This window comes from Novosphingobium subterraneum (genome assembly GCF_000807925.1).
GTDB classification, from domain to species: Bacteria; Pseudomonadota; Alphaproteobacteria; order Sphingomonadales; family Sphingomonadaceae; genus Novosphingobium; species Novosphingobium subterraneum.
The window spans coordinates 220,618-242,364 of sequence record NZ_JRVC01000001.1; the positions used below are offsets into that span (position 1 = coordinate 220,618).

At 60.9% G+C, this 21,747-nt stretch carries 19 protein-coding genes and 3 riboswitches; of the genes, 11 read left to right on the top strand and 8 right to left on the bottom strand.

All coding sequences use genetic code 11. The features are described 5' to 3' along the window. Nucleotides 1-16: 16 nt before the first annotated feature. The 6 genes from NJ75_RS01075 to NJ75_RS01100 all read right to left on the bottom strand — a co-directional run bounded on the left by NJ75_RS01075 (nucleotide 17) and on the right by NJ75_RS01100 (nucleotide 5,457). Nucleotides 17-1,282 carry a DUF3422 family protein gene (locus NJ75_RS01075; RefSeq protein WP_007015740.1) on the bottom strand — a complete coding sequence of 422 codons (1,266 nt, stop codon included), beginning with the start codon at nucleotides 1,280-1,282 and terminating at the stop codon, nucleotides 17-19. Nucleotides 1,283-1,459: 177 nt separating this feature from the next. Then, nucleotides 1,460-1,957, bottom strand: coding sequence for a hypothetical protein (locus NJ75_RS01080; RefSeq protein ID WP_039330979.1), 498 nt, complete (start codon nucleotides 1,955-1,957; stop codon nucleotides 1,460-1,462). Nucleotides 1,958-2,111: 154 nt separating this feature from the next. After that, nucleotides 2,112-2,741: a hypothetical protein gene (locus tag NJ75_RS01085; protein WP_007015738.1), complete on the bottom strand. Its 630-nt coding sequence runs from the start codon at nucleotides 2,739-2,741 to the stop codon at nucleotides 2,112-2,114. A 60-nt stretch (nucleotides 2,742-2,801) separates the two neighbouring features. Next, entirely contained in the window at nucleotides 2,802-3,470 is a 669-nt protein-coding gene (locus NJ75_RS01090) for a hypothetical protein (RefSeq protein WP_007015737.1), read from the bottom strand. Between the two features lie 43 nt (nucleotides 3,471-3,513). After that, the gene (locus NJ75_RS01095; protein ID WP_007015736.1) at nucleotides 3,514-4,887 is read right to left on the bottom strand and encodes a hypothetical protein; all 1,374 of its coding nucleotides are present in this window, start codon (nucleotides 4,885-4,887) and stop codon (nucleotides 3,514-3,516) included. Continuing rightward, entirely contained in the window at nucleotides 4,888-5,457 is a 570-nt protein-coding gene (locus tag NJ75_RS01100; protein WP_007015735.1) for a recombinase family protein, read from the bottom strand. A gap of 140 nt (nucleotides 5,458-5,597) precedes the next feature. Here NJ75_RS01100 and NJ75_RS01105 point away from each other — a divergent pair, with 140 nt between their 5' ends. The 3 genes from NJ75_RS01105 (at nucleotide 5,598) to NJ75_RS01115 (ending at nucleotide 10,867) form a co-directional block, all read left to right on the top strand. Beyond that, nucleotides 5,598-8,567, top strand: coding sequence for a Tn3 family transposase (locus NJ75_RS01105; protein ID WP_007015734.1), 2,970 nt, complete (start codon nucleotides 5,598-5,600; stop codon nucleotides 8,565-8,567). A gap of 629 nt (nucleotides 8,568-9,196) precedes the next feature. Then, entirely contained in the window at nucleotides 9,197-10,582 is a 1,386-nt protein-coding gene (locus NJ75_RS01110; protein ID WP_039330616.1) for a helix-turn-helix domain-containing protein, read from the top strand. 9 nt (nucleotides 10,583-10,591) lie between these two features. Beyond that, complete coding sequence (locus NJ75_RS01115; protein ID WP_039330618.1) at nucleotides 10,592-10,867, top strand: hypothetical protein; 276 nt, start codon at nucleotides 10,592-10,594, stop codon at nucleotides 10,865-10,867. Here the strand turns inward: NJ75_RS01115 and NJ75_RS01120 are convergent. Next, entirely contained in the window at nucleotides 10,847-11,728 is an 882-nt protein-coding gene (locus tag NJ75_RS01120) for a lytic transglycosylase domain-containing protein (RefSeq protein WP_052241776.1), read from the bottom strand. The genes NJ75_RS01115 and NJ75_RS01120 overlap by 21 nt on opposite strands. A 268-nt stretch (nucleotides 11,729-11,996) precedes the next feature. Here NJ75_RS01120 and NJ75_RS25510 point away from each other — a divergent pair, with 268 nt between their 5' ends. After that, nucleotides 11,997-12,752, top strand: a complete 756-nt coding sequence (locus tag NJ75_RS25510; RefSeq protein WP_419470515.1) for a DUF7146 domain-containing protein — start codon at nucleotides 11,997-11,999, stop codon at nucleotides 12,750-12,752. Here NJ75_RS25510 and NJ75_RS24695 read toward each other — a convergent pair. Next, the gene (locus tag NJ75_RS24695; protein WP_152998733.1) at nucleotides 12,663-13,064 is read right to left on the bottom strand and encodes a hypothetical protein; all 402 of its coding nucleotides are present in this window, start codon (nucleotides 13,062-13,064) and stop codon (nucleotides 12,663-12,665) included. The two genes, NJ75_RS25510 and NJ75_RS24695, sit on opposite strands and share 90 nt — an antisense overlap. Before the next feature lie 112 nt (nucleotides 13,065-13,176). Then, nucleotides 13,177-13,419, top strand: a riboswitch (cobalamin riboswitch). 202 nt (nucleotides 13,420-13,621) lie between these two features. Between NJ75_RS24695 and NJ75_RS01135 the strand changes: the two genes are divergently transcribed. From NJ75_RS01135 to cobW, 7 genes are all read left to right on the top strand, one after another. Further along, nucleotides 13,622-14,098 (top strand): hypothetical protein, encoded by a 477-nt coding sequence (locus NJ75_RS01135; protein ID WP_039330621.1) that lies wholly within the window; start codon nucleotides 13,622-13,624, stop codon nucleotides 14,096-14,098. A gap of 57 nt (nucleotides 14,099-14,155) precedes the next feature. Further along, nucleotides 14,156-14,398, top strand: a riboswitch (cobalamin riboswitch). Between the two features lie 215 nt (nucleotides 14,399-14,613). Continuing rightward, nucleotides 14,614-16,557 (top strand): TonB-dependent receptor plug domain-containing protein, encoded by a 1,944-nt coding sequence (locus NJ75_RS01140; protein ID WP_039330622.1) that lies wholly within the window; start codon nucleotides 14,614-14,616, stop codon nucleotides 16,555-16,557. 113 nt (nucleotides 16,558-16,670) lie between these two features. Then, nucleotides 16,671-17,462: an ABC transporter substrate-binding protein gene (locus tag NJ75_RS01145; protein ID WP_160328032.1), complete on the top strand. Its 792-nt coding sequence runs from the start codon at nucleotides 16,671-16,673 to the stop codon at nucleotides 17,460-17,462. Further along, nucleotides 17,459-18,445: a FecCD family ABC transporter permease gene (locus NJ75_RS01150; RefSeq protein WP_039330624.1), complete on the top strand. Its 987-nt coding sequence runs from the start codon at nucleotides 17,459-17,461 to the stop codon at nucleotides 18,443-18,445. Before NJ75_RS01145 ends, NJ75_RS01150 begins: the two co-directional genes overlap by 4 nt. Then, on the top strand, nucleotides 18,442-19,224 hold the full coding sequence (locus NJ75_RS01155; protein ID WP_052241777.1) for an ABC transporter ATP-binding protein: 783 nt from the start codon (nucleotides 18,442-18,444) through the stop codon (nucleotides 19,222-19,224). Before NJ75_RS01150 ends, NJ75_RS01155 begins: the two co-directional genes overlap by 4 nt. Continuing rightward, nucleotides 19,221-20,201, top strand: coding sequence for a DUF6925 family protein (locus NJ75_RS01160; RefSeq protein WP_052241778.1), 981 nt, complete (start codon nucleotides 19,221-19,223; stop codon nucleotides 20,199-20,201). Before NJ75_RS01155 ends, NJ75_RS01160 begins: the two co-directional genes overlap by 4 nt. An 89-nt stretch (nucleotides 20,202-20,290) precedes the next feature. Further along, nucleotides 20,291-20,521: riboswitch (cobalamin riboswitch) on the top strand. 181 nt (nucleotides 20,522-20,702) lie between these two features. After that, entirely contained in the window at nucleotides 20,703-21,740 is a 1,038-nt protein-coding gene (cobW, locus tag NJ75_RS01165; protein ID WP_039330625.1) for a cobalamin biosynthesis protein CobW, read from the top strand. Nucleotides 21,741-21,747: the final 7 nt, after the last annotated feature.

Consider the following 21,747-nt stretch of genomic DNA (forward strand, 5'->3'; position numbering starts at 1 on the left):
TTCCGCGTGGATGCAGTTAATGGCCGCCCAGAACCCGCTTCTTGAGCGAATGGAGCGCAAACCACACGGATCCCAGGACCGGCAGCACCAGCAAAGCGATCGCAACTTCCGGATCAACCCAGTCAAAGTGATGGGACGCACCCTTTATGGCATACCCTAGCAGGCCGATGGCATAATAACTCACGGCCACTACTGAGAGGCCCTCGACGATCTGCTGCAAGCGCACTTGCATCGTCGTGCTGCGCTCCATCGATCGAAGCAGCTTCGCGTTCTGGTTCTCGATTCGCGTCTCGATGCGGGCGCGCAGCAGTTCGGAGATTTGGCGCGCACGCCGTGTCAGCTGGCGTTCGCGCTCAGTCAAGGCGGCGCAGGTGCGCGCTGCTGGCAGGAAGCGGCGTTCAGTGAAGTCGACGAGCGAAGCGAACCCACGGATCGGTTCCGGAGCAAGTTGTGCGAGCCTCTCTTCCACCAGACGCGAATAGGCTGCGGTAGCGTTCATGCGATAGCCGATTGACGTGGCAATGGTCGAAAGTTCCAGGCTGAGGTCAGACAATTGCGCCAGCAAATCATCGTCAGAGGCCACCGAGGACGTTACGGCCTTGGCAAGTGCGGCCAATTCGCGTTCGGCCGCGTCCAGCCTTGGCCAGGCCTCTTGTGCCACCGGCAGCCCCAAGAGCGCCTTGTTGCGGTAATTCCCAAGCTCCTGCAATTGCTGCAGTTGCCGGGTGAGATCACTCCGGTCGACTTCCCCGGCTGACACCACAAGGCGCCCCCGGCCATCGGGGTGAATGCGAAAATCCGACCAGATACGCACTCCCCCGGAGAGGCCGCATGACACAAGCTCGCTGCGATTGAAATCAACCGCCGGCAATGCCCTCTCGACTTCGGCTTCGTCGCCACCAACCCAGATCGATGTCGCGCGAATGATTGCGCCCGGCAGGGTTTCCGCCCAGTCAATGGCCTCGCCCACCGAAGAGTCCAGTCCGGGGTCGAGCAAAACTTCGATGGCGCGTTCCGGACAAAACACTGTCAGCGTCGAACCTTCGCTCTGTCGCTCCCATGTAAAGGAGACGTCGCCAAAGAGTGCACCTGACAGGTGGCGCGGATTCTCTTCATCCGATTGGCTTCCGCACAGAGCGGACAAGACTGAGCGCTCCGCCTCACGCTCGCCAGGCCCAACCTCAAGCACCCACTGGAACACTGCGACCGGCAGTTGCAACAGCGGCCAGCGACGCAAATGCATTTCGCTGACAACTTGCCGCCGCAACTCATGTTCTCGCATAGCCTCATTCCCCGCCAGTGGATTCCGGGCCAGACCTATTCAAACAAGCGCGAAGCCGCAATGCCGGTAAAATCGATCTCGGCTAGCTGCCATCGGACATGGCCGCAACAATGGGCAGCTATCCCTCGTTCACTCCCCAAAACCTGCCGTTCCGGACCGTCCAACAAAGTTGCCGCTTCAATCTTTGATCGGCCCATATGTCAACGGGTCCCTGGTCCAGGATGGACCGAGGTGGAAATCTTCGCTTGCCGACGGTACCGGGCCATCAGGTTGGGAGGCGACATAAGGAGGGCAGGGCGGCTCCACCTCTGCCTTCGTTCGCAGGACTTCGCCCATTGCACCCGCCCTTCCGCGGAGAATGCGGACCAGCCACGACAGGGACAGGAGCATAACGCCAGCTCCTCGCCCAGCGAGGCAGTAATAGAGGCAACGCTGGTAATCGTCGCAGTCCGCCGAAAGAATGCCTGCCAGCCTTACCTTTGCCCCGGGTGTCTTTCTCTGGACCGCCTCCAGCACCTCGAGCAGTTCCTGCGCCGCGTAGTAGGCGTCGAAGGGCTCGACGCCCAGGCTGGCATTTGCCACCATTCGCATGGTCGGCAAGATCTCCTCTTCGACGGCGGCATCCATCAAGGTGACCTCGGGATCGAATTTGCCAAGATCGAATGAGGTACGCATCGCTTTCTCCTTCGACACTCCGACTGCGTATGTGCCGGACCAAGGTCAATGAGCGATCGAAGGGGTCTTCGATGCAGTCCGAAGCGAGGGGAGGGCGGCCCTTTGGTGGACACCGTTTGCTCGACCTCCCGCCGCAGCGCACGCCGATGAAGGATCAGGCATCGACAAGCCGCATTCCCGGGCAGTCCTCGATCACCTGCGGCCGCCATTCGCCGCGATCGGGGTGCTTGATCCAGATCTGGTCGGGCTTGTACTCCTCGCCATCGAGGAATTTCTCGCGGAAGGCCTCCCAGGTCTGCGATTCTGACATCAGGCGTTCGCAGAAATGCACCTCGTCGCTGACGGCGATGAACAGGCGCCTGAGCAGGTCGGGCGCCTGGGACAGGTCCACCACGCAGCTGTCGAAGCGGGTGGCGAAACTGGCCATCTGGTCGCGCAACCTGTCGAGAATATCGCCGACGCTGTCATAGCAGGTGAGCGCCAGCAGCACCTCTTCTTCGCATGCATCATAGGGGTGCCGCTGTTCCCGCAGGTCCAACAGGCAGAGTCGCGGAAGGGCTTCCTGCCGTAGCCATACTCCAGCGGGCCATGCGCCGAAGATCAGCGATGCGTCACCCAGCGTCTCGAAACCACGACCGAGATTCTTGCGGCCGAGCATTTGGGTGTTGCCCAGATCGATGGCCAGAATTGCCTCCTTTGCACGCAGCTTGTCGGCGATGATTTCGGTGGCAACGCTGGTAACACCGGTGCCGCCGGCAATGCTCTGGACTGAGATTATGCGCATTTGTTGATCCTCCTCGTGAATGTGGACTTGTGGGGATGTGTAATTGTGGGTCTGTGGGCGTCAGAGGCCGAAAGTGCAGATCGCGTAGCCGGGCGGCGCGAGGCGCTCGATCCGCGACCAGAAGGTGCTTTCCCCATTGGGCGCACGCCGGTTGGTCGGCACCGCAATCTCTGCCATGGGGCCGCGAACCTCGATCACCGTGCCGCAGTTGCTTTCGTCGCCGATCGCCAGGTTCCGCTGGAACTCCGCGATCCGCTCGCTCGCTGCCTCGAACCGCTCTTCGACCGCGGCAATCCGGCGCTCTTCCTCGTCGACGACCGCAGCGGCATCGGCAACGGTCGGCAGTCGATCCGGGTGAAACAGGTAAATCGCCGTGGTGTTGGACAGGCCGCCGAACAAACGCCCCATCACCTGGCTCCCGATATCGCCGGACCGTGAAATCTCCGAATTATCCATCAGGAGAGACACGAACCCCACCAGCGGCTCGCCTCCGCTGCCGTCGCAGATCGCCACTTCACCGCGCCATTGATGACGATACCCGGTGGGTCGGGTCAGGTGGGCAATGACGCGGTTGCGGAACATCCCGGTCCGCAGGTCATCGGCCGGGACGATGGTGCCACCGTGAGCCTCGCAACTTTCTGAGAAGACCTGCTGGCTACGGCGCGTGACAATCATGGCGTCGGTATTGCCGCGCTCCTTGAAGAGGGCATAGCGTGGGAGGTACGCCAAGCAACGCTAAGGACGAACAATACCGGAACGGCGTGCAAGGGCATCACCTGCGGAGGCCGATGATGCCCAGCTCTTGCCACATCCACGTAAAATCATAGGTAGCCATTGGCTCGCCGACCCCGGATTTTGCTGCGCCATTCTCTATATATTTGAGCCAGTCGGCCACTTTCGCCCGGCCAGCCTTCGTGCGGGCCAGAGCGCGCGGCGTCTTGTTGCCAAGGGCAGGCACCGCTTCATCAAGCGTTTTGGTATATTCGCGTGTCAGCATATCATGAACGATGCGCTCCATTTCGTCCGGCGGGATATCGAGCGGCTCTTCCTGCGGAGCGCGGGCGGCGTCATCAGCCATGAACTGGGCCAGAGTCCGGATTTCGGTCATAGGTGTGCTCACGCAATCACCAAGCCATTCGCCCATTTGCGCAATCGCTTTCTCCGCACGGGCGGCACTATTGACCTCAACGATCAGTTTGCGTCCCGCCAACTCGACATTGGCGAAGACGGGTGTGCCGTCCTCCATGGTCGTCACAAAAGCCTGCCCGCCTTTGGCCGTTCGTGGTTTTCTCTCCTTCGTCACCGGCACCAGCCAGTTCCAGAATGTGTCGCTGGCAGGCTCCAGCCATTGTGCCGCGTTCAGCCTGCGAACCACGCTCTTGCCGATCACGCCCTTGGCCAGGGGGAAGACGATGCGGTGGAACACAAGATCATCGCCATCGGCGTTGACCATATCCGGCATGGTGCCAGGCATGGCTTTGCCCAGACAATCGAGCAGCCACATGTTCGTGAACATCGGGCCTGATGCCCGTAAAATAGCATCCCGGTCGGTCTGGTTTAGTTCGGAGGTGTCCTTTGCATCGTCCGCAAGCCGGCCAAACGCGTCGATCAGTTGTAGGGCGCCATCAGCGCTGAACGGCAACAGCGCGCCCGAGATGCCATGGCGACCGTTCACATCGACAACCCGTGCAGCGATCTTGTCCCAGTTGACGAGGGTCTGTGTCGCGCCGTGTTCGCGGACCGTGACTGGCGCAACATCCCGCAACAGATCACGCAAGGTCATCGACTGACCGGGGACGACCTCGCTAACCTCATAGAGCGACATCATCGTATCCCGCAGCGCGCGCATATAGGCCTTGTTCGGCGCCTTCTCGTTCCAGCCTCGGCGCTTGAGATAGTCATCGACCAGATTGCGACCGTCAGGTTCCAGTTCCTGTGTCAGCAGATCTTCAAAGGCGCAGCCCCATAGCGGCCCTTGCCAATGATCACCGATGATCTCGAATATGGCGTCGGGTTCGAGGCCGGTCGCTTCACATGCCGGACCGAGATGCGCGGACAGCATTTCATCCATCGCCTCGTCCCACGGAGCACGATCCGCATATTTCATCAGCCCGGACAGATCGTGAGCAGATTTCAATCTGGACATTCAGGCAGGCCTTTCCACGCCAAGGCGGCGCATTTCGCGATAGATGGTGGATCTGCCGATGCCGAGTTGCCGTGCTGCCTCTGTCGGCGAGATACGGGCTTCGACCAGTTTGATGGCCGCATCCACCTTGGACATGTCGAGCGGCTGACGGCCAGGCTGCTTGCCCTTGGCGCGTGCAGCGGCGATCCCATCGCGGGTCCGCTCAGAGATTAGCCGCCGCTCGAAATGGGCGATAGCTCCGAACACATGGAAGATGAGTTCGCCGGCGGCCGACGAGGTGTCGATTTTTTCCTCAAGACTCAGGAGGGCGATGCCTTGGCTGCGCAAAGTTTCGACTGTGGCGAGCAGTTCAGTCAGCGAACGCCCAAGCCGATCGAGGCGGACCACGGCGAGCGTGTCACCCTTGCGGGCATAGGCGATCAGTTCGGCCAGTCCAGGCCGCTCCATGCTTTTTCCCGATATTACATCGGTGAACACCTTGATGGCGCCGGCATTCTCCAGTCGCATGGTCTGGCCCGCCACATCCTGATCGCCGGTGCTGACGCGGGCGTAGCCCAGAATGCCGCCCATCTATCGTGTCTCCCAAACGGTCGTTCTGTGGACGCTCTGAAGGGCGACCGCTTCACCCCGCCCATAGCCGTCCACATACTATGTCTCTTTACTCATGGCTGTCCATAGGCGCAGTTGACCTTTTGTGGACGGGAATCGGCATGACGAAGCGCAAGCATCAACTCCTGACCGAGAGCGAGCGCAATCAGATCCTTGCCATCCCGACCGATCGCGACCACTTGGCTCGGCTCTACACCTTCGAGCCTGCGGACATCGAGATCATCGGCGCGCGACGGGAACGACGGAACCAGTTGGGCGTCGCGCTGCAACTCGCGCTCTTGCGCCACCCGGGCATCACACTGGCGCAGTTGATACAGAACAGGGGAGCGATGCCCCATGATCTCGCCGCCTTCGTCGCAGAACAGCTTGGCCTGCGCGTCACGGATCTGGCTGACTATGCGGCGAGGGACCAGACCATGACGGACCATGCTCGCGAGCTAGCCGCGCGCTTGGGACTGCGAGGGCCGACGCGTGCCGATATTCCGTTCATGATCGAAGCGGCCACGAAAACGGCATGGGCGACCGACAAGGGGATGACGATAGCGACCGGTGTTGTCACCGCCCTTCGTGAGGCCCGGATTCTGCTGCCGTCCATCTCCACCATCGAGCGTGCCAGCAGCGCGGGGCGCGCGCGTGCCCGCAAGCAAGCCGCCTATGCCCTGATCGACGATCTCAGCGCTGAACAGGTCCACGCCCTCGACCAGCTCTTTGACGACGCCGGGGGCATGAGCCAGCTCGCTTCGCTCAAGACCATTCCCATCGCGGCAAGGCCCGATCATATCCGCCAGATTCTCGACCGCCTGCGGCAAGTGCGGAAGATCGGCATCTCCCCGGACGTGGCTGGCCGCATCCACGCGGACCGCTTCCGGCAATATGTCCGGGAAGGCCGTGCATCGCCTGCCTATATGATCGAGCGATACGTTCCCTCCCGGCGGCGCGCCACGCTGGTTGCCTTCCTGCTCGATCTTGAAGAGCAGCTGACCGACAGCGCTCTGGAGATGGCGGACAAGCTGATCGGCAGCATCTTCACCCGCGCGAAGAATGCCCAGGCGCGTAGCTATGCCGCCACATCGAAGAACGTGGCGCGGCTGATGCTGATCTTTCGCAGAACGATCGATGCGCTGACCGATGCGGTCGATACTGGCGAAGATCCAATTGAGGTCCTGGACGCATCGGTCGGGTGGAACACCCTGATGAAGGCGAGGCCGGAAGTGGCGAGCATCGCGGAAACCGCCAACCTCGATCCGCTGACGGTCGCGGCCGACCGCTATGCGACGTTACGCAAGTTCGCCCCCGACCTGCTTGAGACGCTCCAGTTCAGGGCCGGAAAGGGCAGTGCGAAAACGATCGCTGCCATCGAAATGCTGCGCGACCTCAACAGGTCGGGCAAACGCGATCTTCCTACCGACGCTCCGATGCCCTTCCGTAAAGAATGGCGAAAAATCGTCGTTGGCGATAACGGCAAGATCAACCGGCGGCTCTGGGAAATCGCAACGATCGCGCATCTGCGCAACAAGTTGCGTTCGGGGGATGTCTGGGTGGAGCGATCGGCGGGATACCGCCAGTTCGACAGCTACCTGCTCAGCGAACCGAAGGCGAAGCCAATCGTGTCGGCTCTTGGTCTGCCACCCACAGCCAGCGAATGGCTCGAACAACGGGGCCGCGAACTGGACTGGCGACTGAAGAAATTTGCCCAGCGCCTGAAGCGCGACGCTCTGGAGGGTGTGCGGTTCCGCGACGGCCGCCTCCAGATATCCCCGGTTCGCACGATCGCGATGCCCGATGCCGAAGCGCTGGCTGACCGGCTCGATGCGATGATGCCCCGCATCCGCATCACCGAGCTGCTGCATGAAGTGGCGCAGGAAACCGGCTTTCTTGCTGCATTCACGAACCTGCGCACCGGCGAAGCGTGCCCCAACGAAAACGCGCTGCTCGCCACCATCCTTGCGGATGCCACCAATCTCGGCCTGTCGCGCATGGCTGCCGCGAGCCAGGGCGTGACGCGCGACCAGCTCCTGTGGACCCATGACGCCTATATCCGCGACGACAGCTACTGCGCGGCGCTGGCCGTGCTCATCAACGCGCATCACCGCCTGCCATTCTCGCGCGTATGGGGCGACGGCACAACGTCCAGTTCCGATGGCCAGTTCTTCAGGGGCGCGAAGCGCGGTGCATCGGGCGGCGATATCAACGCCCGCTATGGCGTCGATCATGGCTTCAGCTTCTACACTCATGTTTCCGACCAGCGTGCGCCTTACCACGTCAACGTGATCTCTGCCGCGACGCATGAGGCACCCTATGTTCTCGACGGCCTCACCAGCCACGGCACCGATCTGAAAATCGTCGAGCATTACACCGACACTGGCGGGGCGACCGATCATGTCTTCGCCCTGTGCGCGATGCTGGGATTTCGCTTCTGCCCGCGCCTGCGCGACTTTCCAGACCGGCGCCTCGCGCCGATCGCGCCGGTTAAGGCCTATCCGGCCATCGCCCCGCTAATGGGCAAGCGTATCCGCACCGACATCATCGCTGAACAATGGGATGACGTGCTGCGCCTCGTCGGCTCGATCAAGGCCGGCCATGTCGCGCCATCGGTCATGCTGCGAAAGCTCGCCGCGTACGAACGGCAGAACCAACTCGACGTCGCGCTACAGGAAATCGGCAAGATCGAGCGAACCCTGTTCATGCTGGACTGGCTGGAAAATCCCGATCTGCGCCAGCGATGCCATGCTGGTCTCAACAACAGCGAACAACGCCATGCCCTGACGCAGGCAATCTACACCTTCCGCCAAGGCCGGATCATCGACCGCAGCCATGAGGCGCAACAATATCGGGCATCCGGCCTCAATCTAGTCATCGCCGCGATCGTCTACTGGAACACGATCTACATGGATGCTGCCGCCCAGCATCTACGATCAACCTCGGTCGCGGTGCCTGATTATCTGCTCGCCCATACGTCCCCCGTGGGTTGGGAGCATATTGCCTTCTCCGGCGATTTCCTCTGGGATCGCGCAGCCGCTTCCGCTGGCCGCAAGGCCCTCAATCTCCCGCCGGATAGCCGCGTCGCATAAGCGTTCGCTGATTGTTCGCCCTTAGCGTTGTTTAGCGTACCATCCACGCTATGCCCTCAAAAGGGATAATCTGTCGTCCCGAGAGGCGATCATCACGGCAATCGTGGCGAAAACGCTGAGCGTCAGGCCACCTGAAACATCTGAAGGACAACCGATGATGCTCTGAAATTGAAAGGGGGCCCCGCGCCAACGGGACCCCCTTTAACGCATCCTGTTGCCAGAGCGCCAAGTTCACCTCGCTTTCTAGCAACAGACCGAATGGCAAACAAGCGCTTCTGCGCGCGATGAAACGCGCCCGAACGCTGCCAAGAATCGCCGCACCAGCTGGTGCATATGAAAGGGAGGTCAGCGACGCAGACATGAAAAACCCGGGCAGCGCCCGGGCCTTTCGAAGGAAGCTGTAATTTGCCGCGCCAAAGCGTGGCGAGAGACACCGGCAAGCTACCTGCTCCCTCACAACTTGCAAGCATTTTTCGCAACGTTTGCGGGCAATGTTTTTTGTCTGTGCCGCACCTCAGGACTGAGGAAGCGAAGGGATGACTATTGTCCAGAATCAGGCAGCCTGGGAGGTGGATAGCCGCCGCCGGGGAGGGCCAGCAGCGATCGGCGCCTGTCTGCCAAAACTGGGGATGCTCGAGACCGAACAGCTGACCAAGATCGCCTTCATGGAAGACCCGGCAGATCGGGCAAGACATGCTGCGCGCGTCAGCAAGATGATGCGAGGGTTCGGACATACCGGGACCGAAAGTGCAGGCAGACAGCGGCGGCGCAAACTGCTCGATATCATCGAGACCTTCGTGAGAATGCCGCCCGTGACTATCGATGTTCCGAGGATCGTCTGGCGCGATCTTTACGATGCCGCCGCGAGCATCGCCGCCATGAATATCGACTGGGACAGCCGCTGCGGCCCCCTCATCGCCGCCTCGAACGACCATCTCAAATGCCGGATAGGATGGACCGCCGCGCGCAAGAACATCAGGCGCCTTGCCGAATACGGCCTGATCATCCCCTATTGCCTCGCGGGCAACGGCAAACGATTTCTTGGATCACGAGACAGCCTGGATCGCTCTGACGCCTCAGGATGGTCGCTAGCCCCGCTGCTCCTCCTCGAAGATTACCTCACACAGCTCGCCGCCACCGAAAAGGCCCTGGCCGAGCAGAACCTGATCCTGCCCAAGGAGATTCGAAAGGCAACAAGCAGCGCCTACCGGCTGCTGCGGCCGTTCGAGCAGGGCCACCCCTGGGCTGACAAGGCCAGAAAGAAGCTCGATGCGATCGCTGCGGCGCGGCGCATATACCAGAGGCGGAAAGGATCCATGGACGCGATCGGCGTGCTCGGCCGCCTCGCCGAGGTCGCAACGCGGCTGCTTGATCGGTTGTCAGAGCGCATATCGCTCGGCGAGATTGCGTCGCTGACACCTTCCGGGGACACTAGGGTGCGCCGGGATGGCCACCATCAATACAGTCCTGAAGAAGCTCTTGAATCTGTATCCGGCTTGGCGGAGGGCGCTTGCCGACGGGAACCTGATGACGTTCGAACCACGCCTGATGCCGACAGGGTGAAGCAAGAAACAGCCGATGCTTGTCAGAACGCGCTGGTCTCTGCCGACACGAATGATGTCTACGGCATCCAGCGATCGGGGTTCGTTTGGGCCGAAGCCTCTGCCCTCTTCCCTTTCATCGACGGTATGGTCGAAATCGCGAGACGGCCCGGCCTGACCGAGCTTCACGCGGTCGCTCGCGTCTGCCAGATAGGTCAGGCTACAGCCGCTCGGGCAAGCGCCATGCTAGGGACAGAGATCGCACTCCTCTGCGCGCTAATCACCGGGCATCACCTGGCCAACGGACAAATCCGCAAGACCCCCGATGCATACATGCAAGCACTGGTGCGGCGCGCCCGCAGCGGTGAGCTCAATCTCGGCCACACGCTGCTCGGCCGCAGAAAGGCAGTATTCGGCCAGGGGGATACAAGGGCTTCGAATATGCGTATCTCTGTTCGATCATCGATGCACTAGGTCCGACTCATGAAGCAGGAAGCCCTTATCGCTTGGACATCGCTCTACATCGGCGTGGGAATGATGGCGCTGATCTGCGCAGTGCTCTCAGTTGTCGTCACGGCTGACGACTGGCGGAGTGGCAGGTGGCGACCCACGCACCAAACGGGGCTCCAGAAAGCTCTGGTCATCCCGAAGCTCTGGCTGCGCTGGCAGCTCAACTACCTCAAGGGCGCGCCAGTCATCCTGGCAATCAGCGTGTACTATGCTTGGCACGTCGGTTTCTCAGTGTTCTGGGACGTCTGATCGTCCATCGAATGAGGCAAGCATTACCCTGCGAAACGGATTGGGCGCGGGAAGTGCTGCCGAAGTCAGCGACACGCCGCCGGTCGAATTCGGAATGCCAATTGAGCCCATGATCGTACGCACATAGTTGCGGGTCTCACGAAACGGCGGGATACCGCCAAATTGGTCCACGCGTCCCGGGCCTGCATTATAGGCAGCCAGTGCAAGCTCCCATGTCCCGAAGCGATCCAACTGCTCGCGCAGATACCGCGCGCCGCCGACAAGGTTTTGCCGCACATCCCAAGGGTCGGTGACACGCAGATATTGGGCCGTACCGGGCATAAGCTGAGCCATGCCCATCGCACCGGCACTGCTTCGGGCGAAGGGACGATATCTGCTTTCCTGCGCCAGCAAGGCGTCAAATAGAACAACGGGCACGCCGGCATCGCAAGCGACGTCGACGATCAGGTTGAAATAGGCGGTCCGGCGAGCCTGAGCATCGCCGCTGATACCATATCGCGGGAAGAAGCTGCGGGACTGGCAGAGTGGGTCATCCTGCGAAGGGCGGAATGGTGAAGAAGCAGGGCTCATGAATGATGCACCTGCCCGCATCCACGAAGGAACAGCGGGACGCGCGGCATAGGGATTGATCGTGAAGCTGTGAGGGACCAACTCAAAGTCGCCGTGCAACTCTGGTGAAAACGCATCCACTGGAGCCGGAGGCACTTCCACTGATTGCTCGAGATCGACCGCCCCGCGCAACTGTGGGCGGAGCACAGCAAAATCCGGTTTTGCCTCTGGCACAAACACGTCGAGCATGGCTTCGCGCGCCGATGATGGCGTCGGCGTCAAAGCGACCAGCAAAAATAGAAGATTTTTCATGACCACACCTTTCGGCGTGGTTCGGATATCGCCCCACTTTTCTAAATGAACAGGCGGCGCATGGCAATCGCCCAGAATCTGGCATCGCACAGACGAAAGCGGCGTTGGCCATCGCGAGCCGTGCCGGAGAAGGTCGGGTCGATCCAGAGGGGAAAGATGGTGAGGCTGAGCTGAGAGGAGCGAGTTTATGCTAGTTGCGCTCAAACCCACCCAGGAGACCATCGACATCGTTGCTGCGCTGAAGGGCCGTTGGCACGGTTCCTACGCGATGTGCATCTGCCCTGCGCATGCAGACCGAACGCCGTCACTTTCAGTCCGGCAGGGCGAGCGGGGTATTCTGGTCCACTGTTTTGCGGGATGCCGCAGCGAGGATGTCCTGCGCGAAATCGGTCGGACCAAACCGATCCTGAATTCCTCTGCCCCAAGCTATCAGCCAGAACGAACTGCGCCAAACGTCAGAAGGATATGGGATCAGGCCACGGAGATCCGCGGAACGCTCGGTGAAGTCTACCTTCGGTCGCGGCGGCTGCCAATCGACCTCCCCGACTTACGCTTCCATCCGCGGTGCCCATTCGGCCGCAAGCCTAAGACCACCTTCCGGCCCGCGATACTGGTCGGTGTCAGAACCGGGCACCGGATGACGGCCATCCAGCGGATCAGGCTGACCAACGACGGAACATGGCATGATGGCAAATTCATGCTCGGAAAGCCTGAACGGGGCGCGTGGGCACCGCAGTTCGAGGGCGACGTGCTCGCCATTGCTGAGGGCATGGAGGATGCGGCGAGCTATACTCAGATCAAAGGAGTCCCTTGCTGGGCAGCACTCGGGAATAAGCGTCTCGCGCTAATCAACGTTCCGGACCAAGTTGGCACCCTTTACATCGCCGCGGACAACGATGGTCCAGGCCGATACGCTGCAATGGCGGCAGTTGGATCACATAACATACCAGAAAGGCAGCTCTTGCGTGATCCGCCGCCAAGGCCTTTCCACGATTGGGCAGAAGCTCAGAGCCATATCCGTTAAATGAACATCAGGCTGAGTGTCGGCGATGAAGATCGGGCGCGAGGCACCGACAAACGCTGTAAGCTGTTGAACGAGCCATTCGGAAACATACCGCAAACTTGCCGGTCGAATTTCAGCATCGATATGCAGTTCCGACTTCCGCCGTCGAAGTTCATAGGCCACACCATCATAGAAAACGGATCGGTCCATTGAGGAACCCGTTTCAAGCAGTGCAGCGAAACTACGCAGACCGATTACTTGCATCTTTCCCACTACAAAGCTTGCGGGATTATCAATCGCGTCAATTCGATTTATGGCGAACCATTTGCCCATGAAATCTCGGATTTTCGGTGATGGGGCCAAAGGAAAACGCTATCACTTCAAGACACAGCTTGGTTTTATCCTGTATGTCAATTATACTGCCGCTGACTTCGGTTAAAATCCGTTGTCAACAGATCGCGCCGGTGCCCGAGAGGGTTTAATTCGGGAACACGGTGAGGAGCGGCTTTTGCTGATCCGAGTCCGAGGCTGTCCCTGCAACTGTAAGCGGCGAGCGCGATGCACATCGCTTCCACCTTCGGGCGGGAGCAGCCACTGGGCCGGACGCTAAGTCATGCGGGGCCTGGGAAGGCCGTGCATCAAGCTGTGACCCGCGAGCCAGGAGACCTGCCGGCGCTTGGTCGCTCTTGCTGCGGTCCAGGGGATGGCCATGGCACGGTAAACCTCCGTCTGAGCGACGAATCGATGTGACTGGGTCTTTCAGCGGCCCCGGCGCTGCGGGCGCGCGCCAGGAGAAAGCTGCTGACCACCTCACGTGGCGACTTGGTCTTGGTTCGTGGCGTCCGGACCGGAGACACCTGCAATGCAAATGTCATATAGTGCCTGACGTTATGGCAATCCGCCGCTTGGTCACCCTCAAGAAAGACAATGACCATTTGGTCGTAGAGGTAGACCTCGATGGGCCGATGCCGATTGGCCTTGTGGTCCATAAGGGCGAGCGCGACGCTACCATGCGGCTACTCATGGCGAAGAGTGGCAGCGCAATCGACAAACCCGGAAGAGTTTGCAGATTTCAACCCGATCAGTTGGGCTCTGCTGAAATGCTTGTCGATGAGCTTCGCGACAGGCTCCGCCGGATCGCTTCGAAACCCCTTAGTCTCAAGCAGATTGAGAAGCTGTTGTCGCTCACCCCCGCCGAACGCAACCGGTGGTCGAAAGATGGCCGACTGCAAATTTCCGGGACATCCAAAATACGCCGAGGGGACAACCTCATTTCGCTCGCGACCTATAATGTGGATGCGGTGGAACGGTTGCTTGAAAATCCTGCCATCGTTGAGGCTTGGCGTCGTTCCGATGCCAGTCGTTAAGGGATTGGCTTTCGGGCGACTTTCGACTAGTGGATCAACGTCAACGGTTTAAGACCGTTGTCAACAGATCGCGCCGGTGCCCGAGAGGGCTTAATTCGGGAACACGGTGAGGAGCGGCCTTGGCTGATCCGAATCCGAGGCTGTCCCTGCAACTGTAAGCGGCGAGCGCGATGCACATCGCTTCCACCTTCGGGCGGAAGCAGCCACTGGGCCTTACGCTTGTCCAAGCGCGGCCTGGGAAGGCCGTGCATCAAGCTATGACCCGCGAGCCAGGAGACCTGCCGGCGTTTGGTCGCTCTTGCTGCGGTCCAGGGGATGGCCATGGCACGGTAACCTCCGTCTGAGCGACGAACCATTGCGGCTGGGGCCGCAGGGTTAGTCCTGCGCGGGTGAATTGTGCCCACTCGCGTTGGCCTGGCCGACCGTTCGTGCGCTCTCCCGACTCGCCTTGGGAGTTGATGGATCCGGTTGCCCCTTTTCGTCGCGCAGTTGCTCGGCACCAAGGGGGTATCCCGATGAAGAAACCTGTTCTCGTATCCACGTTTGCGCTGGCGCTAGCCAGCTGCCCGGCCTTCGCGCAGTCGAACCCGGGACAGCCTACAACCAATGACAGCGGAGAAACCATTGTCGTGACGGCGTCACGGTCCGGTGAGGCCGTGGCCGTAAACAAGCTCGGTGCGTCGGTGACGGTACTGGACAGCGAAGCGTTGGAGCAGCGCCAGACCCGGATTGTTTCGGACATTCTGCGCGATGTGCCGGGCGTTGCCGTGAGCCGCACCGGCGCTGCTGGCGGCCTCACCCAGCTCCGGCTTCGCGGCTCCGAGGGCAACCACGTCCTCGTTCTGATTGACGGTATAGAAGCTTCGGACCCGTATTTTGGCGAGTTCGATTTCGCCACTCTCATTGCCGATCCCGAAGCCCGCGTTGAAGTCCTGCGAGGGCAGCAGTCCTCGCTTTACGGTTCGGACGCGATCGGCGGCGTTATCCAGTATCTGACATTGACCGGGAAGGAGGCTCCGGGGGTCAGCTTGCGCGCAGAGGGCGGCAGCTTCAACACCTTCACCGGAAGCGCGCGTGCTGGCGGAGTGTCTGGCGATCTCGATTATGCTGTGTCTGGCGCTTACTATCACACCGGCGGCTATCCCACGGCACGAAATGGCAGCAGGGATGTCGGCTCCGACATCGCAGGCCTTTCGGCCAAGCTCATCTGGTCGCCGTCCGAAACCTTCAAACTGACCGGCGTTGCCCGCTACAGCTTCACGGAAGCCGATACCAACAACAGCGAGAACAATCCGGCGAGCCCGCTATTCGGATTCACCGTCGACAGCCCCGGCGTGTTCTTCAGAAACAAGGCCTTCTATGGTCTTGTGAGAGCTGAACTGATCGGGCTCGACGGCCGCTGGACGAACGCAGTGACAGGGCAAGTCGCGTTGAGCGAGCGCAAGGGCTTCGACGCTGCGGGCTTCGATTACGGCAACAAGGGTAACCGCTACAAAGGCTCGTTCGAATCGAGCCTGCGGCTGGGCACCGACGCCATCCGGCATCGCCTGACCGCCGCAATCGACGTCGAGCGCGAAGAATTCCAGAACACCACACCGTCATCCTTCGCGTTTCAGGGAAAAAGATCGACCGACAATGTCGGGATTGTCGGGCAGTATGAACTGCTGATCAACGACGCATTCTCTTTTGGTGCATCGATCCGCCATGACGAAAATGATCGCTTTGATGACCCCACAACTTGGCGGGTTCAAGGCAGTTATTCGCTCCCGACTGGTACCCGTGTTCGCGGTGCCTATGGAACGGGGGTCAAGAATCCGGGCTATTTCGAGCTCTATGGATTTTCCGATGGCCGCTATATTGGCAACCCTAACCTGAGGCCCGAGAAGTCGGAAGGGTGGGAAGCCGGCATCGAGCAAAGCTTCAGCGATGGCAAGGCCACCATAAGCGCGACCTATTTCGATAGCCGCCTGAAGGACGAAATTTTCACGACCTTCCCCGCTCCGACCTTCATAGCGACGCCATCAAACCGTGCAACTTTGTCGAAACAGCATGGCATTGAGGTGGCCCTTGCCGCCCGTCCAATTCCCCAGATCAGGCTGGACGCCGCCTACACATGGCTTCATGCGCGAGAAAACGGCACAGTCGAGGTGCGTCGCCCCAAGCATATCGGCAGTTTCAACGCGACAGTGTTCAGCAAGGATGAGCGCTTTTCGGGTACGTTGACAGTGCGCTACAACGGGCGTCAGACCGATGTCGCGTTTACAAATCCAAGCTTCATTCCGGTGCGCGTGTCCCTGAGGGAATATGTACTGGTTAACCTGAATGCCGAATACAAGTTGCGCCCCAACATTTCGTTGTTTGCGCGCGTAGAAAACCTCATCAACGAGCAATACGAAGAGGTGTTCAGTTTCGCCACTCCGGGCCGCGCAGGCTATGGTGGCGTTCGCGTCCGCTTCTGATGTTCCGCAAGGCGCTCTGCCTCCTTTGGATGATCTCCGTGCTTCCGGCTCTGGCCGGTTGCACGGAGCCGTCTGGTAGTCGCAGCCAGGCGGCAGCAAAGCCAGTCCATGTCATGTCGATGAACCAGTGCACGGATCAGCTTGTCCTGGCATTGCTGCCACCTGAGCGGATCGCGTCGGTCACTTGGCTGTCGCGCGATCCCGACGGCTCCCTCATGTTCCGCGAGGCTGCGCGTGTCGACATCAACCATGGAATGTCGGAGGAGGTCCTGCGCCAGAAGCCGGACCTGGTTATTGCCGGGGCATTTACGACGCCGGCAACACGCGGACTGCTTAAGCGATTAGGGTTTCCAATGATCGAGGTCGATCATGCGGAAACCTACGAAGATATCCGCAAGATAACCCGACAGGTCGCCAAGGCAGTAGGAGAGCCCGCTCGCGGCGAGGAATTGATCGCAAAAATGGACCGCCAACTGGCCGACCTTGCGCGCGATCCGGGCCCGCCGCTACGAGTGGCTGCGTGGGATGGTGCTGGCTTCAATGCAAGCACGGGGTCTCTCTATGACACTGTGCTCAAGACAGCCGGTGCGACCAATGTTGCCAACACACTGCAGAAGAGCAGCTACGGCAAACCGGATATCGAAATCCTGCTCCTTTCTGCTCCGTCCCTGCTGGTGAAAGGCGCCGGGGTAGGTCGCCGCCCGGGGCTTCGCGAAAACGTCGAGCGACACCCTCTAATCCGTCGCTACTGGGACGGTGACCGTACGCTGACGATCCGACAGGCGTACTACGTTTGCGGAACGCCGATGGTGACGGAAGCCGCGATGCAGTTGCGCAACGAACTTCGTTCAGCGGCTCTCCATGCCCGCTCTCCCCTTCCCTTTGCCGGTGGGAAATCGCTATGACCCGGTGGCTTGTTCCCATGCTGGTCAGTTGTCTGCTCGCCAGCGCTTTCGCTTCGGTGCTGGCTGGCTCCGTCTGGTTGACACCACGCGAAGCGTTTCAGGCGCTGGCTTTCGATCATGCGGATCTGGCTGGCCAGATCGTCACCCAGATCCGCCTGCCACGGGTTGTCCTTTCGATGGCCATCGGTGGCATCCTTGGCCTCTCGGGTGCCGTCATGCAGGGGCTGTTGCGAAACCCGCTGGCTGACCCCGGCCTGCTGGGCGTTTCGGCAGGTGCCTCGCTCGGTGCGGTCATCGCCATCTATTTCGGCTTTGCCGCCAGTTTTACCCTTGCCGCTCCGCTGTTTGGTCTGACAGGTGCATTCGTCACCACAGGCATTGCCTTCATCCTTGCGCGGGGAGGCGGTACCCTATCGCTCATCCTGGCCGGGGCAGCAGTCAGCAGCATAGCCAGTGCAGGCGTCAGTCTGGCGCTCAACCTCTCCCCCAATCCTTATGCCGCTTACGAGATCATGACCTGGCTGATGGGTTCGCTTGCCGATCGAAGCTGGGATCATGTCCGCCTTGCCACACCCTTTATCCTTGCCGGGGGTACGATGCTTCTGCTGACGGGCCGAGCTCTGGATGCTCTTGCATTGGGTGAAGCGCAGGCTGAAAGCCTGGGGATTGCGGTTTCACGAACGCGCATGCTGGCGCTGATCGGTACGGCCCTTGGCGTCGGAGGCGCAACCGCCGTATCCGGAACGATCGGTTTCGTAGGCCTGATTGCGCCTCACCTTGTCCGGCCTCTGGTCGCCCATCGTCCAGGCAAGGTGCTCATCCCGGCCATGCTGGTTGGAGCCGTTCTGGTAACCCTCGCCGACATCGCGTCGCGCACATTGGTATTCCGGGGCATGCCGCTAAATCTCGGGGTGTTCATCAGCCTGATCGGGGCACCGTTCTTCCTGTGGCTGGTCCTTCATGTCCGGAGACGCACCGCATGAGCGCGCTGCACTTTCATGGTGTTTCGGCGCGCCGGGGGCAGCGTCTGGTCCTTGACGGGATATCGGCGCGTGTTCCATCGGGCCATCTGACTGCTGTGATCGGCCCCAATGGCGCCGGCAAGAGCACCTTGCTGGACATCACATCGGGCCTCAAACGCCCGGTGCAAGGTTCGGTCGAACTCGATGGCAAGGACCTCCACCGCCTTGGCCGCCGGGAACTTGCCAAGTTGCGTGCCTATCTGCCGCAACGTGCGGGGGTTGATTGGCCGATCACCGTAGAGCGCGTGGTTGCGCTCGGGCTGACTCCGGCGCTGCCAGCATTCGGCACCATACCGTCCGCTCTGCTTCCCGCCATCGACGATGCACTGCTCGCCTGCGATCTGCTGGGTTTGCGGGATCGGCCAGCCACGCAATTGTCGGGTGGCGAACTGGCGCGGGCAATGCTGGCCCGCGCGATTGTCGGCGATCCAGCGCTTCTGATCGTTGATGAACCAACCGCGGGTCTGGATCCACGCCATGCCATCGATGCCGTCCAGCGTCTCAAGGCCCGGACCACGGCCGGGTGCACGGTTGTCATGGCGATCCACGATCTTGATCTGGCCTTGGCCTTCGCGGACTCGATCCTCGCAATCCGCGATGGGCGATTGCTTGCACACGGTCCGACGCACGAAGTCGTCACCGAAAGCCTACTCACCTCGCTCTATGACGTTCCGGTCCGGTTATCTCGTGACGGGGACGGCATTTCCGTCCGCTTTCTCAAGTCCGGGGTATCATCATGAACCAGATTTCCTTTGACGAACTGGCACGTCTCGCGTGCGACCCTGGCCATGGCTGGAGCATCGGCACATTCGGTGCGATCGGCGAATTCATTCGCGACGAGGATGAGCCGGCCACGGTTCAAAACGACCGCGACAATATCGAAATCGTGACCGCTCGCGGTGCCTTGCGGATCAGGCATTCGGATAGCTTTGAATGCCTTGCCTGGGATAGCCTGTCCTCTGATGGCGAAAGCTGGGGTCATGCAATGGCGCTCTGCGCGCCTCTGACTGGTTCGGTCGATCGGGCTGTCGTATCTTTGGGCGCCGATACCGACGCCATTCGCAGGGAAGACCAGTCGAGCCGCCTGTTCGACATGGGCGTTTGTAACGGCACCATAAGGATGTGCGCCCGCACTGACGACGAAGCGCTGATCGGGGCTCTCGAGGCTCTTGAAGGTCAGGACCTGCTGTCTTCGCCAACAGTCATGGCCGAGGTTCTGCGTGCGCAGCCCCACCGGGTCATGCTCTCGCCTGCCGGACGGATCGAAGTCTTCCAACCGATTCCGCCTCCGGATGGGAAATCGCCGGAAGGCCCGCACACCCATCTGCTTGCCAAGCTTATCGGGAAGGGTCGGCCACATGGCGCCAACGTCCCCATTCCGGATGGCTATCAGTCGATCCTGAACATTCACCCTCGCTCACCTTGGCGGAACGCACTGGGTGAACGGCACGATTTCGTGCCCGATACGGACACCGCCTTTTCACCTATGCTTGAACGCTTTGGCCTTGATCAGGATCGTGCCGTGGACGCACATATCCGCACCGCTGTGGCTGAAGGCGCAAACCCTGAATTCTTTGATTGGCCCGACACACGGCGGGGCCGAACGAAAGCCCGCATCGTCCTGCGCCGTCTTGCCGCTGCCGGTCACGAGCACGTGGGTCCCTGGCGCGTCTGGTTCGACCGCGCTCCCGTTGAAACCGATGAAACGGAACAGTGAGGTTGCGCCTGCAATTTCAGCGCGAACTTTGATTGGCATGATCGAAGTTTGGGTCTAGAGATATTCAATGATGATGCGGGTTTGCCCGTGCCATCGATGATCGCGCCGGTGCCCCCAACGGGGCTTAATCGGGAATGCGGTGCGGGAGCGTAGCTCCCAAATCCGCGGCTGTCCCTGCAACTGTAAGCGGATAGCGCGATGCACATTTTTCCTGCGCGTGCAGGAAAAGCCACTGGACCGCGCATGAACGCGCATCTGGGAAGGCGTGCATCAAGCTGTGACCCGCGAGCCAGGAGACCTGCCGGCGCTCTGGTCGCTCTTGCCCGGGTCCAGGGGATGGCCAAGGCACGGTACTCTTCCGTCTGAGCGACGAAGCTGTGCGGCTGGGGCTGCACGGCCGCGTGGTTTCGGGCGTCTGTCGCGCCAGCCCGTTGTCGCGCGCCGACCGGACCTGTCCGGCAAGCCCTGCCCGGTGTCGCTCTGGCGCGCGGAGGAACTGCCATGTCGGACCTGTCAAAGGTACCCGTCACGATCATCACCGGCTTTCTGGGTGCCGGTAAGACCACGCTGATCAGCCACCTGATCCGCAACGCTGGCGGACGCCGATTGGCTGTGGTCGTCAATGAATTCGGTACTCTGGGGGTGGATGGGGACATCCTACAATCCTGCGCCATTCCCGATTGCCCGGCGGAAAACATCGTCGAACTGGCCAACGGCTGCATCTGCTGCACCGTGGCGGACGATTTCATTCCCACCGTAGAGCGCCTGCTCGCGCTTGATCCGCGCCCTGACCATATCCTGATCGAGACATCAGGGCTGGCCCTGCCCAAGCCCTTGCTCAAGGCCTTCGACTGGCCGGCAATCCGCAGTCGCATCACGGTGGATGGCGTCCTTGCGCTGGCCGATGCCGAAGCGGTTGCTGCCGGACGGTTTGCCCCCGATCTTGCAGCGCTGGAGGCCCAGCGCGCCGCAGACCCGGGGATCGACCACGAAACCCCGCTGTCCGAAGTCTTCGAGGACCAGCTTGCCTGCGCCGATCTCGTTTTGCTGACCAAGGTTGATCTGGCCGGACCTGACGGAGTCGCTGCCGCAAGGGCAGCCATTGCGGCCGAAGCACCCCGCCCCGTGCCTGTGATCGAGATAGCCGAAGGGATTGTCGACCCTCGCGTGATCCTTGGACTTGGAGCTGCCGCCGAAGACGATATCGCTGCCCGGCCCTCGCATCACGACAATGAGGATGATCACGAGCACGACGATTTCGACAGCACCGTCATCGCGCTCGGCGAGATTGCCGATCCCGCCGATTTGGTGGCGCGTATCGAAACGCTCGCCCGCGACCATCGCATCCTGCGGGTAAAAGGCTACGCTGCCGTGACTGGCAAGCCCTTGCGCCTCTTGGTGCAGGCCGTCGGGTCGAGGGTTCGTCACCAGTACGACCGCCCATGGCGCCCCGATGAGCGGCGCCAGACCACCCTGGTCGCCATCGCCGAGCATGACGATATCGACGAGCCTGCCATTCGCGCGGTGCTGGCAGGCTAAGCTAGGC